Genomic DNA, 15,866 nt, shown 5'->3' on the forward strand with positions numbered 1-15,866 from the left:
CGCTCTAAGACGCTCTGGCGCAACCGGCCGGGATCGAGAGAGGTTCCGCCGGCATTACCTTGTCGATCGCATAAAGCTGCGCGAAACCGGCATCCTCGATGAGCGTCAGTCCCGCCGGCATCAAGCTGCCGACATAACGGTCGGGGATATCGGCATTGGCAATGAGGATAAAATCGAAACGCCTGCGCCAATCCGACAAATAGGGCGTAAAATCCATATATTCCCGCATCATTGCCGGGCATGAAAGTACGGCGATCGACACCAGATTGCCCTCGGGAACTGCGATCTGGGACCATGGCGGCAGGACGGAAAGCGGCTGCTTGCCCTTTGCCGTGAAGAGCGTCGGCACGAAAGCATGCGAGAACGGCACGGCGAGCGTCGGCAAATGCCTAAAGGTATCCAATCCCCAGGCAAAGTGCCGATTGGAATGGGCAAGGCTGCTGGCGGTCTCCGGTTCATGCCCCAGAGGCAGCACGGCCGTGCCGGCGGGTATCTTTCTCAGCACAGCCTCGACAGCCGCGACATCTTTCTGCGCCAGCCACCAATTCCACCCGATCCAGCCGGCTCGGCCGAAGACCGCAAGATTGATGACCAGCGCCAGCGACAGCGCCTGCCGGCGTGTCAAATTGGCAAACGGGCACACCATCGCCATGGCGACGAGCGCCGTCATGATCGGAAAACGCCAGCTGATCCAGCCGGTGCCGAGAGCGTGTCGCGGCGAAATACAGGAAAGAAGCAACAATCCGCAGGCGGTAACGGCAAGCCCCGCATGCACCTGCATGTCGCCCGTACGTGCGGCCCGCGTGCAGATGAGGATCAGTGGCAGAAACAGCACGACGTCCACCAAGGGAACATAGGTCGTGATGGCGGAGACAAGGTTTATCAGGATCAGGATGACGCCATCGTTCCAGGCAAGCCCAAGGCCGCTCCCCCCGGCATCTGGTAAAGCAGCAGTGCGGAGGTACAACGCGAGCGGCGGTAGGGCGCAGGCACTGATCGCCAGCACCAATCGGCCGGTAAGCCTCGCCAAAGCGGCCTTTGATCGCAATATGTCGATGCGCCAGGAAAATTCGAGGCCGCAGACGATCGCTATATAGAAGCCCAGCGAGAAAATGTGCATCACCGTCAGCAGCAGTGCGGCGGCGAGCCGCCAGGCAAAAACCCAGACCGGATTTCCGCCCTGCAGCCGCAGATCGATGCACGAGAAGAACAAGGCCATGCCGAGGCCGATCTGAAAATTGATGAAGCCGCCGATCATCGTCGAACACCAGCCGAACGACAGCATGGCGATCTGCCAATAGTGCCGGCCACCGAAGAGCAAGCGGTGCAGCCCGATCGCACCAAGCGGCGGCAACACGATCGCCAGAAAGAGCAATGTCCGCGCCAACCTGTCGGTGCCGACCAGCGGCCCCAGCCAGACGGCGAGAAGATCTATCCCGACATTGGTGAAGGTGCGGTTCCAATCGATCGCATAGATCTCAGGGAACGGCTGTTCGCCGATGCCGCCCGAAAGCAGCCAAATCCGGGCGTAGTGATTGGCGTAGTCGAGAACCGGCGGAAAGTGAAACAGGACGACCAATGCAGCCGCAAGCGCGACGAAAACGGCGATCGCAATGGTGGAGTCCTGCCGGGCGATCAAATCCTCCGGCACGGCCGCGGCATGAACAGGCGCAGCAATTCGATTCATTATTTGATCCGGTTGCTCTTTTGCGGCCGCGGCAACTCTGCCGGCGCGAAGGCCGAATCCAGCGCGGCGCGCCGGTCGCCGGCGCTCATTTCAGAAAAAGTCGTCGGCAGTTCGGCCTGGTCGCCGCCCCGCAGGATCGTCTCGACCATGAACATCGGCCGCCTCTTGCTCTCCTGCACCAGACGGCCGAGATACTCGCCGATGATGCCGATGCAGATCAGCTGGATGGCGCTGAAGGCGCTGACAGCGGCCATGATCGACGACCAGCCGGTGACGGTCTCGCCCTGCAGCCAGCGAACGAAGGTATAGACGAGCAACGCCATCGCCACACCGGCGCTGATCATGCCGAGCCATGTGGCAATGCGCAGTGGCGTCGTTGAAAAGCTGGTGATCGCATCGAGGGCGAAATTGATCATTTTGCGCAGCGGATATTTCGTCGTTCCGGCAAAACGGGCGTCCCGCTCGTAAGGCAGAGCCACCTGCCGGCCGCCGATCCAGCTGACCATGCCGCGGATGAAACGATCACGCTCCGGCATCGCCAGAAGAATATCGACGACGCGCCGGCGCATCAGCCGGAAATCGCCTGTATCGCGCGGGATGCTTACAGAAGCGAACCTGGAGAGCGTGCGGTAGAAAAGCGAAGCGGAGGCGAGCTTGAACCAGGTTTCACCCTCGCGACGTGTGCGCTGACCGTAAACGACGTCGGCGCCGCGCTCCATGATCGGCATCATCATCAACAACAGCTCGGGCGGATCCTGAAGGTCGGCGTCGATCAGGAGCACGTGCTCGCCCCGTGACGCCGAAAGACCCGCCGTCGATGCCAGCTGGTGGCCGTGATTGCGCAGGAGGCGAACACCGAGCACCTGCGGCACCTTGGCTGCCAGATCCGAAATGATCTCCCAGGTGCCATCTGATGAGCCGTCATCGACGAGAATGAGTTCGAAGGCGTCACCGGCGACGCTCTGAGCAGCGGCGGCGGCGCGGCGGCAGAATTCGCGCAGGCCTTCTTCCTCGTTGTGACAAGGCGCGACGATCGAAAGGAACGGTGTTTGCGTCATGCGGACGACGGTGCCTGCTTGATTGTTGGCGCCAGCCTAGCCGGGAAACGTCAAACATCCTTTAATGCGGGCCGGCAGCAGCCGCCGAACGTCCCTAGCGCTATTCCGCCGCGATGATCTCGCGCACGCCGTCGACATCGCGGGCCGGCGAAGCGCCGTAAAGGCGGCTGTATTCGCGGCTGAACTGCGACGGGCTCTGATAGCCGACCCGGTGGCCGGCCGTGCCGGCATCGAGACGCTCGACGAGCATCAGCCGGCGCGCCTCGTGCAGGCGAAGCTGCTTTTGATATTGGACGGGCGTCATCGCCGTCACCGACTTGAAATGATGATGGAAGGACGACACGCTCATATTGACGCGTTCGGCAAGGGTCTCGATGCGCAGCGGCCGCGCAAAATTCTCCTTCAGCCAGGCAACGGCGCGTGCGATCCGGTTGCTGTGGCTGTCAGCTGTGGCGATGTTGATCAGCCGCGCGCCGTGCGGCCCAGTCAGCACCCGGTAAAGGATTTCCTGCTCGATCAGCGGCGCCATGGCGGGAATGTCGCCTGGACGATCGAGCAAGCGCAGCAGGCGAACGGCGGCATCCATCAGCTCCGGCGGCGCGACGTTCACCACCATCCCGCGCTGCCCGTCGGTATGGGCAGCCGGCCGCGGAACGTCGATGCGGCTGAGCAACTCCAGCAGCTTCTCGGAATCGATTGCCAGCCCGAGACAGAGATGCGGCACCTCGGGGCTCGCTTCCGTGACCCGCCAGGCGACCGGCAGGTCGAGCGAGGTCAGGAGATAGTCGCCGGTCCCGTAGCTGATCTGCTCCGTGCCGAGCTGCAGGCTTTTCGCCCCCTGCAGCACGAAGGCGAAACACGGGCGGTAGCTGCTGTGTAAGGGATCGCTCGGTTTGGAGCGGCGGCTGACATGAAGATTGCCGATGGCAGTCGAGAACTCGCCGTCGCCAGGCGCGAAGCGCATCGCGATGTCTACGATTTCCTGATAGGGGCTGAAGGGCAAGGTCATGCGGCAACTCTTTCTGTCGATTGTCCGACGCCGTCGATACCGCCTCTATCTAGAGTGCTTCAGCCGTTTCGCAAACAGGCGGGCGCCTCACTTTTGCAGGATCATGCAAAAAGCTGAGAGGATCGCTCTAACCCTCTCCCGCCGTTCCAAGCAATAGTCCGCCATCCCGCTCAACCCCTCCCATAAACGAAAAGGAAGGTTCCCATGCCTATTGCAAGAGGCTACGCCGCCACCGACGCTTCCAAGCCGCTGACCCCTTTCACCTTCGAGCGCCGCAACCCCAACCCGGATGACGTCGTCATCGACATCAAGTTTGCCGGTATCTGCCATTCGGACATCCACACCGTCCGCAACGAATGGAAGAACGCCGTTTATCCGATCGTGCCCGGCCATGAGATCGCCGGCATCGTCTCGGCCGTCGGTTCGGCCGTCACCAAGTTCAGGGTCGGCGACCGCGTCGGCGTCGGCTGCTTCGTCGATTCCTGCATCGGCTGCGCCGAGCGCGACCTCGACCGCGAACAGTACATGCCGGGTCTCAGCGGCACCTACAATGACTTCGAAGCCGACGGCAAGACGAGGACGCAGGGCGGCTATTCCGACTCGATCGTCGTCAAGGAAGGCTATGTCATGTCCATTCCCGACAACCTGCCGCTCGACGCCTCCGCGCCGCTGCTCTGCGCCGGCATCACGCTCTATTCGCCGCTGCGCCACTGGAATGCCGGCCCCGGCAAGAAGGTCGCGATCGTCGGCATGGGCGGCCTCGGCCATATGGGCGTCAAGCTCGGTTCGGCCATGGGCGCCGATATCACCGTTCTCTCCCAGAGCCTTTCCAAGAAGGAAGACGGGCTGAAGCTCGGCGCCAAGGAATATTACGCCACCAACGACCCGGAAACCTTCACCAAGCTCGCCGGCAGGTTCGATCTCATCATCTGCACCGTCAGCGCCGAGATCGACTGGAACACCTATCTCGGCCTCCTGAAGGTGGATGGTTCCTTCGTGGTGGTCGGCGTTCCCGAGAACCCGATCCCGGTTCACGCCTTCTCGCTGGTCCCCGGCCGCAAGAGCATCTCCGGCTCCATGATCGGCTCGATCAAGGAAACCCAGGAAATGCTGGATTTCTGCGGCAAGCACAACATCGTCTCCGAGATCGAGAGAATCAACATCGACCAGGTCAACGAAGCCTATGAACGCGTCCTGAAGAGCGACGTCCGCTACCGCTTCGTCATCGACATCGCCTCGCTGGCGGCCTGAGGATAATGGAAGGCGGCTCGAAAGGGCCGCCTTTTTTTTGCGGCAAACTCCACCGCCCTCATGCTGAGGTGCGCAGCCCGTAAGGCGGAGCCTCGAAGCATCGCCCGAAAGCGCCGCTCCCGCCCGCCACCGCGGAGCATCCGCCCCGTAGCTGGATTCGGACCGGCACGCCGTGTGCCCCATCCCATGACCAAAATGCGCCTCTCATACACTCCCTCGCAACCGCAGCAGATACTCCACCCCGTTAAACGGATCGGGTCCCGAACGCCGGCGTAGGCGCGGCGGCCCGGCCATCGGCGCATAGTGATCGAAAGCGGTTTCCATCGTCCCTGCCCCGCTCGTCAGCCCCGGCAATTGCTGCTGGACGCTCCGCACCATCTGAGACGCCATGGTGCCTTCGAGCCGGGCGACGCTATCGGCGATCACCGAATCCGTCGTCATCGCGGCTGATCTCGCAAGCAAGGTCAGTACGCCGCTTAGACTTTCCGCCGGCGCCTCGAGACGAAAGCGGTCGACCGGCTCGCAGAGCACGGTCTGCGCAGCCGATAGCGCCGTGGCCAGCACCCAGGGCGTCAACTGCCGGAAATCGGCGGCAGTGCTTGCCGGCGAACTGTGCCGGGCCGCCGTCATCGCCACATGGCAATCGATGACCTGCCAGCCGAAAATTCCCTGCTTCAGCGTCTCGAACACGGTTTCCTCGACCGCCCGGTAAAAGGCGACCGGCATCTGGCCGACATCCACTTCGAGCGCAAAGCTGTTGCCCGCCCCGGCAGGACGCGGCTCGACGCGCAGCCCGACGGTCGCGAGAAACGGATTCGGCTCCTTGAAGAGGATCTGCAGGCCGGTCCCGATTCCCACAGGCCTCTCGGCCAGGATGACCGTGCTTTCCTCAAATCTGGCATCGAGACTGAAATCCGTCAGCAGCGTCGATTGGATCACCTCCTTCTGCACCTCGCCATAAAGTGAGACGAACACCTCGTCCGTCTCGTCGTTGCGGCGCAGATTGATCAACGGGTCCTGTTCGGCCATCTGGTTCAGCGCCAGCCAGAGCGCCGCCTCGTCGGACGGGCGGCGGGCAAGCACGCGGGTTTCGAGTGTCGGCGGCGCAAAGTGAGCCTGCCCACCGGGAAACCGATCGCCGCCCACTGCGTCGCCGATCCGCGCGCCGGCGAGACCGCTGACGCGCGCGATCTGCCCGGCGCGGAGGCTCTCGGCGCCATGGATCCGGCCATCCTCGAACAGCTGAATCGCGGTTACGCGTTCGGGGCCTTTCGGCAGGTTCAGATTTTGCCGGAGCCATACCGTGCCCGAGGTCAGGGAGAGATAACACAGCTTTTCTCCGCCCCAGCCGCGCTCGATCTTGAAGATTTTGCCGGCGACCGGACCATCCGCGTCGGGGCGCCGCTCGGGCAGGATCGTCGCAATGGCCGATGCCAGGTCTGATATGCCGACACCGATCATCGCAGCACCCGCGAAGACGGGATGCACGAGGCCGCGCGCCACCTGATCGGCCAGAGAGCGCCCAAGCCTTTCATTTGTCAGCCGATCGGGAGCGAGCACATAGTCATCGAGCAGCGCCTCGTCATTTTCCCCAAGCGCCTCGCAGAGCGCCGAGAAAAGCGGCTCATCTCTCGGAGCGAGCGCCTCCACCCGGGCAAGCTTGCTGCCGGCATCGATAACGGTGGACATGGCGATCGGCCGGACGAAAAGCTGCGCGGCAAGCGCCTCCATCACCTCCTGATAGCGGGCGCCGAGGCGATCGACCTTGTTGACGAAGAAGACGAAGGGCACGCCGAGCCGCCGCAGCGCCCGCACCAGAACGCGCGTCTGCGCCTGCACACCTTCGACCGCCGAAACGACGACGACCGCGGCATCCAGCAATCCCAGCACCCGCTCGACCTCGGCGATGAAATCGGGATGGCCGGGCGTATCGATCAGATTGACGATCCTGTCGCCGATCGCAAACGACACCACCGCGGCCCGGATCGTGATGCCGCGCTGCCGCTCGAGTTCGAGATTGTCCGTCTGTGTATCGCCGGTATCGACGCTGCCGAGCCTGTCGATGACGCCGGCGTTGAAAAGCAGTCTTTCGGTAAGGCTAGTCTTGCCTGCATCCACATGGGCGAGGATGCCCAGATTCAAAGTGCGCATGAACCACCAACTTCTCAGAAATTCGGATGTGATTTTCGTGAGAAGTGACTCGGCGCATTGGAACCTCTGTCCGTTGTTACGGCTGGACGCGTGACCTCCCGATGTTGGGGAGACGCGGGTCGGATGCTAAGGGTGGGCGGGGAGATGTGTCAAGCTTGAACGCGTCCTGATTCAAGGCTTCAGCGGGCGACGTGTGCGCCTCCGGACGCTACGATCAGCCCTCATGGTGAGGAGGCCAGCAGGGCCGTCTCGAACCACGAGGGCGGTGCGCTGATATTGCTGGGTGAAACGAAGGTGGCCGGCCTCGTCCTTCGAGGCCCCCGGACAGGCAACGCAGCAGCCTACCCCTCCTCCCGCATCGTGTCGCGCTGCGTGATCAGCCGGGCGCTGTGCTGGCCGCTGAGATAAATCCACAGCCAGCTCCAGGCGACGGAGAAGCGCGAGCGGGTGCCGATCAGGAAGTAGATATGGGCGATGCCCCAGATCCACCAGGCGATCCAGCCTCTGAGCTTGATCCGGCCGAAATCGATGATTGCCGCACTCTTGCCGATCGTCGCGAGGCTCCCCTGGTGCCAATATTTGAAGGGCGCCGGCGCCGGTTTGCCCGACAGACGCGCGCGGATGACCTTGGCGACGTAGCCGCCCTGCTGCTTGGCGGCGGGTGCGATGCCCGGCACCGGCTTACCGTTCTCGCGCATCACGGAAGCCGTGTCGCCGATGACGAAGACATCGGGCAGGCCCGGCGCGCTCAGATCCTTTTCGACGACCACACGCCCCGCCCGGTCGGCCGGCACGTCAAGCCAGCGGGCGGCTGGCGAAGCCGTGACGCCGGCGGCCCAGACGATTGTCCGGCTCGGGACGAAGGTCTCGCCGATCTGCACGCCGTCGGCGCCGCACTCCGTCACCGGCTTGCCGAGGAGGACATCGACCCCGAGTTTCTCCAGCGCCTTTTGCGCATAGGCCGAAAGCTCCTTGGCGAAGGTCGGCAGCACCCGCGGGCCGGCCTCGACCAGCACGACGCGGGTCTTGCGCGTATCGATGTTGCGGAATTCCTTCGGCAGGGTGAAATGCGCGAGCTCGGCGATGATGCCGGCAAGCTCGACGCCGGTCGGCCCGGCGCCGACGATGGTGAAGGTCAGCAGCGCATCGCGCACGGCGGGATCGGCCTCCATCTCCGCCTTCTCGAAGGCAAGCAGCACCCGTCGGCGGATCGTCGTCGCATCCTCCAACGTCTTCAGGCCGGGCGCCACCGGCTCCCATTCGTCACGGCCGAAATAGGCATGCGTCGCCCCTGTCGCCAGCACCAGCGTGTCGTAACCCAGAGTCATGCCGTTGCGTAGCGAAACCGTCTTCGCACCGCTGTCGACATCGGTGACCTCGCCGAGCAGCACTGTCACGTCGGGCCGGTCGGCATAGAGGCGGCGGATCGGCCAGGCGATTTCCGAAGTGGAGAGAATGGTGGTCGCCACCTGATAAAGCAGCGGCTGGAAGAGATGATGGTTGCGCCGGTCGACGAGCGTGATCTTCACGCCTGCGCCCTTCAAACCGTTGACGAGCTGCAGCCCGCCGAAACCGCCGCCGACAACGACGACGTGATGATCGCTCATGCCCTGCCCCTTCTGCGCCATTTTGCTGAAAGCCAATGTGGGCTTCGGCGCAAAGGTTGCAACTGCCGTTTTGGAATGCCTCCCCTGCACCGATCGCAGTCGACCAAGCCCGCGAAGTTTGCGGAGGGGAAATCACGCGGAGTTATTGCTGCCCAGACTGGCCTCTGCTGATGTTCGATACAGACAGGCCGTCCGAACAGATCATGACGTCGGTCGGCCTAGAACCAGTTCACAGCGCCGATGCGCAAGCGCCAATCAATAGGGACCGATGCACTGGCGACGGGGTCCATAATAGGGCTGGAAGGTATTATCGAAAGCCCTGTATGAACGATAACGCGCGTAGCACCAGCTCACATGGCTGCCGCCCCGCCCATAAAAGACGGTCGATGCATAGTTCCGATAGGGCGGAGCATAATACCGGCCATAGTAGCGGTAAGGCGGCCCATAATATCGGTAAGGCGAGCCATAATACCGGTAAGGCGAGCCGTAATAGCGGTAGGGTGAGTCGTAATAGCCGTAAGGCGACCCGTAATAGCGGTAAGGCGAGCCGTAATAGGGCTGTGACAATGCGCTGCCGATGATGGTGCCGACGGCTAGACCGCCTAAGGCCCAGCCCAAGTTATCTCGTCGATGATGTCCGCCTCGGCCACGCCATCGTACTTGCTCTATCTGCTGCTGCTGTGCCTCGATCTTGGGTGGGTTCATAGCCGGAAACGCCTGAGCGGGCGTGATGCCAGGGGCACCTATGATCAAGCATAACGCGGCGACGGTTAGCTTTCTCATGACTGTTCTCCTCTATCCTCCAACTGGAGGAAATATCCTCCCCTCCTCCTGAACTAAAGGTGAACGCAATATGTCGAAAAACGTTCCGTAGCGAGACAAATGAATCGCTATCGCCGGCGCTGGAGATTATCGGCTCCGTGTGCAATCGTGTTGGGCGCCCGGATCGGAGAAGTTTTCCCCCAGCATGAAAAAGCGACGAATATCTCCGTCGATCATACTGCCATGCCTCGGCACATGACTGTTCATCGGACGTAACCCACGGGTATCGCCATTCCATGCTTCAACTCTTCCATCGAGATCGAAGCCGAGACGTCGAAGAGTTCCAGCTTGCGCACGATCTGCTTGTAGATGACATCGTAATGCTCGACGCGCGGCAGCACGATCTTCAGGATGTAATCGTGGTTGCCGGTCAACCGGTGGGCCTCGACGATCTCGGGAATATCGCTGATGATCCTGCGAAAACTCTCCGTCCACTCGTCCGAATGATGGGCCGTCTTGACCAGCGCGAAAACCGTCGTCGGCACGCCCATCCTTTCGCGGTCGAGCACGACGATGCGCCTGGCGATATAGCCGGTCTCCTCCAGTCGCTGGATGCGCCGCGAACAGGCCGAGACCGATAGCGCCACGCGTTCGGCCAGATCGGTCACGGATATGCCAGCATCCTTCTGCAGCATGTCGAGAATACGTCTGTCGCGATCGTCCAGCATGTGCGTGAAGTCAACTCTGCGCCTTGAACTTGCGCAATCTTACCACACCACGCAAAATAGTGGCACAAATTTCGCGCGAAGAACAAATAACGCAAACATGCCGCGCCGGAAATACGGCATGATTTTCGAAACTGGAAGCATGGGAGCATAAAGAGATGGAAACGATCGGCCTGATCGGCGGCATGAGTTTCGAAAGTTCGGCGGTCTATTATCGCCTTGTCAACGAGATGGTGCGCGCCCGCAAGGGCGGCCTCGCCTCGGCCGAGCTCATCCTGCACTCGGTCAATTTCGAAGAGATCGTCGCTCTTCAGAAGGCCGGCGACTGGGCTGGCGCCGCCCGCCGCCTCGGCGATGTTGCCGAACGCCTTCAGGCTGGCGGCGCCGGCTGCGTCCTCATCTGCACCAACACCATGCACCTGATCGCCGAGGAGGTCGCAGCAAGGATTTCCGTGCCGCTGATCCACATCATCGACGAGACGGCGAAATCGCTGCATGCCGCCGGCCGCAAGCGCCCGCTGCTGCTCGCCACCCGCTACACGATGGAGCACCGCTTCTACGCCGACCGCATGAAGAACCTCGGCCTCGACATCATGGTGCCCAACGTCGCCGACCGTACCACCGTGCACGACATCATTTTCAACGAGCTCTGCGCCGGCCGGGTGCACGACCGCTCGCGTGAGAAACTGATCGATATCATCGACCGCGCCATGGAAAACGGCGCCGACAGCATTATCCTCGGCTGCACCGAGATCTGCCTGATCCTCGATCCCGATCGCCTGCCGCTGCAGGGCTTCGACACGACGGCGATCCATGCCCGGGCGGCGGTGGAATTCGCTCTAGGCGCCGAGGAAGAGGCGGAAGAGGAAGCCGCGTAACGCCGCCGACAATTTAGTTGACTCAGTCAACCAAATGCATGACAAACGTCTTCATACGGAGACTTTTGTCAGTGTGTTGACACAGTCGGCCAACCCTTCTTTCGTCATGCTCGGGCTTGTCCCGAGCATCTGCTTCCGGTCGATAGGGCAGCAGATCCTCGTACAAGGCCGAGGATGACGGCGAGCGAGGAGCGGGCCTTGTCAGCAAATTGCGAGATCTCCCACTGGAGATCACCATGTCCGACATCGCCCTCATCGAAACCGCCCGCGACTTCAACCGCTTCTACACGAATTTCCTCGGCCTCCTGAACAAGGCCTATCTCGACTCGCCCTACACACTGACGGACGCCCGCATCCTCTTCGAAATCGGCTCACATGCAGGCGTCAGTGCCACCGCACTCGCCCGCGACCTGCATCTCGACCCGGCCTATCTCAGCCGCATCCTCAAGCGCTTCCGCGCCGAAAGGCTGATCGAGACCAGCCCCGACCCGGCCGATCTGCGCAGCCAGATCATTATTGTCACCGACCGGGGACGAGAAGAGTTCGAAGAACTCGGACGGCGCGCCAACGCGCAGATCGCCGCCCGTTTCGACACGCTCGCAACCGGCGAGCCGCAGGCGGTCGTCTTGGCCATGAATACGATCCGCGCCCTGCTAGACCCGGCCGCAAAGCCCGCGCCGGCGATCATCCGCGCCCATCGCGCCGGCGATATCGGCTGGATCGTCGAAAGCCAGAGCCGCTTCTATACCGAGGAATATGGCTGGGACCTGCGCTTCGAGGCGCTGGCCGCCGAAGTCGCCGGAAAGTTCCTCGCCAATTTCGATCCCGAGAATGAATATTGCTGGATCGCCGAGCGCCGCGCCGTCAATGTCGGCTCGGTCCTCATCACCAATGGCGGCGACGGCATCGCCAAACTGCGCCTGCTCTATGTCGACAAATCAGCCCGCGGCCTCGGACTCGGCAAGCTGCTGGTCGACGAATGCATCCGCTTTGCCAAACAGAAGGGCTATCGCCAGCTTTCGCTCTGGACCAATGACATGCTGGAGGCGGCCCGCGGCATCTACATCAAAGCAGGCTTCCGCCTTGTCTCCGAGGAGAGACATAAGAAGTTCGGCCCCGAGGCGAATGGCCAGACCTGGGTACTCGATCTCTGAATTTGCTGCATCGCAGAAATTCTGCTTGATTTGGAAACGACCATTCTCTAATTAGGAGCCATGACCGTTGCCGACCTCACAACAGATCAAAAAACCCGCAGCCGCGGCCGTCCGCGCGAATTCGATATGGACACAGCCCTCGATGCGGCCCTGCGGATCTTTTCCGAGCGCGGCTACCACGCCACCTCGATCAGCGAGCTGGCCGAGGCGATGGGCCTTGCCTCGGGCAGCATCTACAAGGCATTCAAGGACAAGCGCGGCATCTTCGTTGCCGCCTTTGCCCGCTATCGCAAGCTCGGCCGGCGGCGCTTGGAAGCAATGATCGCGTCAGCGGAGACAGGCCGCGAAAAGGTCTTTCAGATGGTGATGTATTATACGGAGCTCTCGCATGGCGAGGCCGGCCGCAAAGGCTGTCTCGTCGTCGGCGGCGCCAATGACTTCGCCTTGCTCGACGATGAAACTGCCGCCCATGTCGTCACTGCCTTTGCCGCCGACGAGAAGCTGATGGCCGATCTCATCCGCATCGGCCACGCCGACGGCACCATCCCGAAGAGGGTGGACCCTGATGCCGCCGCCCTCGCTTTTCTCTGCTTGACCAAGGGCTTGCGCGTCATCGGCAAAACAGGACGCAGCAGGCAGGAGATGGTCGCCGCGGCCGAAGCGGCGATGAAGCTCGTGACCTGAACGGGTGCGCCCGGACGATCGAAATAGCGGCATCCGGTCAAGGATCGGGTGGCCGCAGCCAGCATTCTTGCATTTAATTCTCATAATCTTTGAATACCGGAGTTTCTGATGAGCATTTCAGCCACCACGACGGACAAGGTGATTCCACGAGCGCTGTCCCCCTGGCTCACCTTCCTTTTTGCCGCCGCCTGTGGGCTGGTGGCCGCCAATCTCTATTACGGCCAGCCGCTTGCCGGCCCGATCAGCGCCGATCTCGGCTTCTCCCCCGCCGCAACCGGCCTGATCGTCACGCTGACGCAGATCGGTTATGGCCTCGGCCTGCTGCTGATCGTGCCGCTCGGCGACCTGACGGAAAACCGCCGGCTGGTGCTGCTGCTAATCGCCGTCTCTGCCGTGGCGCTGATCGGTGCCGCACTGTCGACGACGCCTGCGATGTTCCTCACCGCCTCGCTCTCCATCGGCCTCGCCTCGGTCGCCGTTCAGGTGTTGGTTCCCTTTGCCGCCAACATGGCGCCGGATGCCACACGCGGCCAGGTCGTCGGCAATGTCATGAGCGGCCTGCTCTGCGGCATCATGCTGGCGCGGCCCTTCGCGAGCTTCGTTGCCGAGGCCTCCTCTTGGCACATCGTCTATTATGTCACGGCAGCACTGATGCTCGTGCTCGCCATCGTGCTTCGCGCCAACCTGCCGGTCCGCATGCCGAAGACGAAGCTCTCCTATGGCGAACTTCTTGCCTCCATGGCTCATCTGGCGCTGACCTCGCGCGTGCTGCAGCGCCGCGCCCTTTACCAGGCCGGCATGTTCGGCGCCTTCAGCCTTTTCTGGACGACGACGCCGCTGCTGCTCGCAAGCCCGGCCTTCGGCCTGACGCAGAACGGCATCGCCCTCTTCGCACTTGCCGGAGCGGCCGGTGCTCTCGCCTCGCCGATCGCTGGCCGGCTTGCCGACCGCGGCATGACCAGGATCGCCTCGACCTTCGCCATGCTGCTCGGCATGGCCTCCTTCCTGATCAGCCATTTCGCAAGCGATGGCTCGCTCACCGCCCTAATCCTGCTGACCGTGGCGGCGATCACGCTGGATTTCGGCGTGACGACCAATCTCGTCTGCGGCCAGCGCGCCATTTACGGCTTGAATCCGGAACACCGCAGCCGGCTGAACGGCCTCTTCATGGCCACCTTCTTTGCCGGCGGCGCGCTCGGCTCGGCGCTCGGCGGCTGGGCCTATGCGACCGGCGGCTGGACGATGACGGCCTGGATCGGCTTCGCCTTCCCGGCACTGGCCTTCCTGCTGTTCCTGACGGAAGGGCGCGGCAACAAAGCCTAGCTCTCTGCAGAATCGAAACGCAAGCGGGCGTCACGAACTGCTTCGTGGTTCGCTTCCGCCCAATTCAAGAGCTGCGACAGCGGCTGGTAGAGCGAACGGCCGAGATCGGTCATCGAATATTCGACGCTCGGCGGCTTGGTCGGGAAGACTTCCCGATGGACATAACCGTCCCTCTGCAGGTCGCGCAGCGTCTGCGTCAGCATGCGCTGCGAGATATCGGGGAGCATCCGCCGCAACTCGCCGAACCGGCAAGGCCGAGCCGCCAGCACCTCAAGCAGTAGCGTCGACCATTTGCCGCCGATATGCTGCATCATGTCCCTGACCGGGCAGTTGGAAAAATCGAGACCGGCGAGATCGATCTCGCGCCGCATTCCCGGCATCCTGCTCTTCAGACTCAGGACCTCGCCGCTCATCTGCTGGTTCCCTTTTGGTAACGTACAGCCGAAAAACTGCCTCCTTTACACCGCGAAGTCAATTCCTATTCTAGTGTTAGTCTCTTTTTGAGACCAACGTCAAAACGCAGAAGGAAATGACGTATGAGCGAAACCATCCTGGTCACCGGCGCCGCCGGACAGCTCGGCCAGCGTGTCATCCACCATCTCATCGAGACCTATAAGGTCGCCCCCACCAGGATTGTCGCGGCGACGCGTAGCCCGGAAAAGCTCGCTGGGCTGGCAAACAAGGGCGTCGTCACCCGCAAGGCTGATTTCGATGATGCGGCCAGCCTGGAGAAGGCCTTCGCCGGCGTCGACCGGCTGCTGATCATCAGCACCGACGCGCTCGATACCCCCGGCAAGCGCCTCAGCCAGCACATGGCCGCCGTCGCTGCTGCCGTCAAGGCAGGCGTCAAGCACATCGCCTATACCTCGATGCCAGCCCCGGACGATTCGCTCGTCATCTTCGCGCCCGATCACCTCGGCAGCGAAAACGCCGTCAAGACAAGCGGCATCGCCTATACGATCATCCGCAACGCCTGGTACCACGACAATTACTTGCACGGGATGCCGCACAACCTGCAGGGCGGCAAATGGTACAGCGCCACGGGCGACGGCAAGATCTCGACCATTGCGCGCGACGACTGCGCCCTGGCGATCGCAGCCGCCCTCGCCTCCGGCACTTCCGAAAGCGCCACCTATACGCTGACCGGCACTGAACTGCTGACCAACCGGCAGGTCGCCGCCACCGTCTCCGAGGCCGCCGGCAAGCCGCTCGACGTGGTCGACGTCAATGACGAACAGCTCGGCCAGGGCATCCGCGGGGCCGGCCTCCCCGGCTTCATCGCCGACATGCTGGTCTCCGCCGACGCCAACATCCGCGCTGGCAAATTCGAAATCGTCACCGAAGACTTCACCAAGCTGACGGGTAAACAGCCGCAGCCGCTGAAGGATTTCTTCGTGGCGCATAAGGCTGCATTGACGGCCGCTGGCAGCGCTCTGGGCCATTGAGCACTTCGCTTATCCCTGCGCTTGCCGCCGGGATAAGGCTTTGAATGAGAAAAATCTCATTGCCGCAAATGAGTCACTCGCGGGGCAGACGCGCCGTGGCTGGATTCCTGTGACAAGCACAGGAATCCAGTG

14 protein-coding genes are annotated in these 15,866 nt (G+C 62.4%); 6 read left to right on the forward strand and 8 right to left on the reverse strand.

What is annotated here, in order from left to right:
- Positions 1–4 precede the first annotated feature (4 nt).
- From AMK00_RS14140 to AMK00_RS14150, 3 genes are all read right to left on the reverse strand, one after another.
- A complete protein-coding gene (locus AMK00_RS14140) occupies positions 5–1,687 on the reverse strand; it encodes a hypothetical protein (protein ID WP_064810764.1) in 1,683 nt (560 codons plus the stop codon).
- Positions 1,687–2,745: a glycosyltransferase family 2 protein gene (locus AMK00_RS14145; protein WP_064810765.1), complete on the reverse strand. Its 1,059-nt coding sequence runs from the start codon at positions 2,743–2,745 to the stop codon at positions 1,687–1,689. Before AMK00_RS14145 ends, AMK00_RS14140 begins: the two co-directional genes overlap by 1 nt.
- 100 nt (positions 2,746–2,845) lie before the next feature.
- Positions 2,846–3,754: an AraC family transcriptional regulator gene (locus AMK00_RS14150; protein ID WP_064810766.1), complete on the reverse strand. Its 909-nt coding sequence runs from the start codon at positions 3,752–3,754 to the stop codon at positions 2,846–2,848.
- A 204-nt stretch (positions 3,755–3,958) separates the two neighbouring features.
- On the opposite strand from AMK00_RS14150, the gene AMK00_RS14155 reads away from it, so the two are divergent.
- A complete protein-coding gene (locus AMK00_RS14155) occupies positions 3,959–5,005 on the forward strand; it encodes an NAD(P)-dependent alcohol dehydrogenase (protein WP_064810767.1) in 1,047 nt (348 codons plus the stop codon).
- A gap of 204 nt (positions 5,006–5,209) precedes the next feature.
- Here the strand turns inward: AMK00_RS14155 and AMK00_RS14160 are convergent, their stop codons facing one another.
- The 4 genes from AMK00_RS14160 to AMK00_RS14170 all read right to left on the reverse strand — a co-directional run bounded on the left by AMK00_RS14160 (position 5,210) and on the right by AMK00_RS14170 (position 10,253).
- On the reverse strand, positions 5,210–7,156 hold the full coding sequence (locus AMK00_RS14160) for an elongation factor G (RefSeq protein ID WP_064810768.1): 1,947 nt from the start codon (positions 7,154–7,156) through the stop codon (positions 5,210–5,212).
- A 341-nt stretch (positions 7,157–7,497) separates the two neighbouring features.
- Positions 7,498–8,763 carry an NAD(P)/FAD-dependent oxidoreductase gene (locus AMK00_RS14165; RefSeq protein ID WP_064811727.1) on the reverse strand — a complete coding sequence of 422 codons (1,266 nt, stop codon included), beginning with the start codon at positions 8,761–8,763 and terminating at the stop codon, positions 7,498–7,500.
- Positions 8,764–9,018: 255 nt separating this feature from the next.
- Complete coding sequence (locus AMK00_RS30850) at positions 9,019–9,546, reverse strand: BA14K family protein (RefSeq protein ID WP_082240308.1); 528 nt, start codon at positions 9,544–9,546, stop codon at positions 9,019–9,021.
- Between the two features lie 242 nt (positions 9,547–9,788).
- Positions 9,789–10,253: an Lrp/AsnC family transcriptional regulator gene (locus AMK00_RS14170; protein ID WP_064803672.1), complete on the reverse strand. Its 465-nt coding sequence runs from the start codon at positions 10,251–10,253 to the stop codon at positions 9,789–9,791.
- Positions 10,254–10,408: 155 nt separating this feature from the next.
- On the opposite strand from AMK00_RS14170, the gene AMK00_RS14175 reads away from it, so the two are divergent.
- From AMK00_RS14175 to AMK00_RS14190, 4 genes are all read left to right on the forward strand, one after another.
- Positions 10,409–11,128: an aspartate/glutamate racemase family protein gene (locus tag AMK00_RS14175; protein WP_064810769.1), complete on the forward strand. Its 720-nt coding sequence runs from the start codon at positions 10,409–10,411 to the stop codon at positions 11,126–11,128.
- A gap of 236 nt (positions 11,129–11,364) precedes the next feature.
- Positions 11,365–12,282, forward strand: coding sequence for a bifunctional helix-turn-helix transcriptional regulator/GNAT family N-acetyltransferase (locus tag AMK00_RS14180; RefSeq protein ID WP_064810770.1), 918 nt, complete (start codon positions 11,365–11,367; stop codon positions 12,280–12,282).
- Positions 12,283–12,342: 60 nt separating this feature from the next.
- On the forward strand, positions 12,343–12,966 hold the full coding sequence (locus AMK00_RS14185; protein ID WP_064810771.1) for a TetR/AcrR family transcriptional regulator: 624 nt from the start codon (positions 12,343–12,345) through the stop codon (positions 12,964–12,966).
- A 108-nt stretch (positions 12,967–13,074) separates the two neighbouring features.
- Positions 13,075–14,289, forward strand: a complete 1,215-nt coding sequence (locus tag AMK00_RS14190; protein ID WP_064810772.1) for an MFS transporter — start codon at positions 13,075–13,077, stop codon at positions 14,287–14,289.
- Here AMK00_RS14190 and AMK00_RS14195 read toward each other — a convergent pair.
- Positions 14,286–14,702, reverse strand: coding sequence for a winged helix-turn-helix transcriptional regulator (locus AMK00_RS14195; protein ID WP_064803681.1), 417 nt, complete (start codon positions 14,700–14,702; stop codon positions 14,286–14,288). The genes AMK00_RS14190 and AMK00_RS14195 overlap by 4 nt on opposite strands.
- Positions 14,703–14,825: 123 nt before the next feature.
- On the opposite strand from AMK00_RS14195, the gene AMK00_RS14200 reads away from it, so the two are divergent.
- Entirely contained in the window at positions 14,826–15,734 is a 909-nt protein-coding gene (locus AMK00_RS14200) for an SDR family oxidoreductase (RefSeq protein ID WP_064810773.1), read from the forward strand.
- Positions 15,735–15,866 lie beyond the last annotated feature (132 nt).

The organism is Rhizobium sp. N621, from assembly GCF_001664325.1.
GTDB classification, from domain to species: Bacteria; Pseudomonadota; Alphaproteobacteria; order Rhizobiales; family Rhizobiaceae; genus Rhizobium; species Rhizobium esperanzae.

Excerpts from the sequence above, each read along its gene's own strand:
- AMK00_RS14140 (WP_064810764.1), bottom strand. The coding sequence starts at position 1,687 with ATGAATCGAATTGCTGCGCCTGTTCATGCCGCGGCCGTGCCGGAGGAT.
- AMK00_RS14200 (WP_064810773.1), top strand. The coding sequence starts at position 14,826 with ATGAGCGAAACCATCCTGGTCACCGGCGCCGCCGGACAGCTCGGCCAG.
- AMK00_RS14150 (WP_064810766.1), bottom strand. The coding sequence starts at position 3,754 with ATGACCTTGCCCTTCAGCCCCTATCAGGAAATCGTAGACATCGCGATG.
- AMK00_RS14180 (WP_064810770.1), top strand. The coding sequence starts at position 11,365 with ATGTCCGACATCGCCCTCATCGAAACCGCCCGCGACTTCAACCGCTTC.
- AMK00_RS14145 (WP_064810765.1), bottom strand. The coding sequence starts at position 2,745 with ATGACGCAAACACCGTTCCTTTCGATCGTCGCGCCTTGTCACAACGAG.
- AMK00_RS14160 (WP_064810768.1), bottom strand. The coding sequence starts at position 7,156 with ATGCGCACTTTGAATCTGGGCATCCTCGCCCATGTGGATGCAGGCAAG.
- AMK00_RS30850 (WP_082240308.1), bottom strand. The coding sequence starts at position 9,546 with ATGAGAAAGCTAACCGTCGCCGCGTTATGCTTGATCATAGGTGCCCCT.
- AMK00_RS14170 (WP_064803672.1), bottom strand. The coding sequence starts at position 10,253 with ATGCTGGACGATCGCGACAGACGTATTCTCGACATGCTGCAGAAGGAT.
- AMK00_RS14185 (WP_064810771.1), top strand. The coding sequence starts at position 12,343 with ATGACCGTTGCCGACCTCACAACAGATCAAAAAACCCGCAGCCGCGGC.
- AMK00_RS14165 (WP_064811727.1), bottom strand. The coding sequence starts at position 8,763 with ATGAGCGATCATCACGTCGTCGTTGTCGGCGGCGGTTTCGGCGGGCTG.
- AMK00_RS14175 (WP_064810769.1), top strand. The coding sequence starts at position 10,409 with ATGGAAACGATCGGCCTGATCGGCGGCATGAGTTTCGAAAGTTCGGCG.
- AMK00_RS14155 (WP_064810767.1), top strand. The coding sequence starts at position 3,959 with ATGCCTATTGCAAGAGGCTACGCCGCCACCGACGCTTCCAAGCCGCTG.
- AMK00_RS14190 (WP_064810772.1), top strand. The coding sequence starts at position 13,075 with ATGAGCATTTCAGCCACCACGACGGACAAGGTGATTCCACGAGCGCTG.
- AMK00_RS14195 (WP_064803681.1), bottom strand. The coding sequence starts at position 14,702 with ATGAGCGGCGAGGTCCTGAGTCTGAAGAGCAGGATGCCGGGAATGCGG.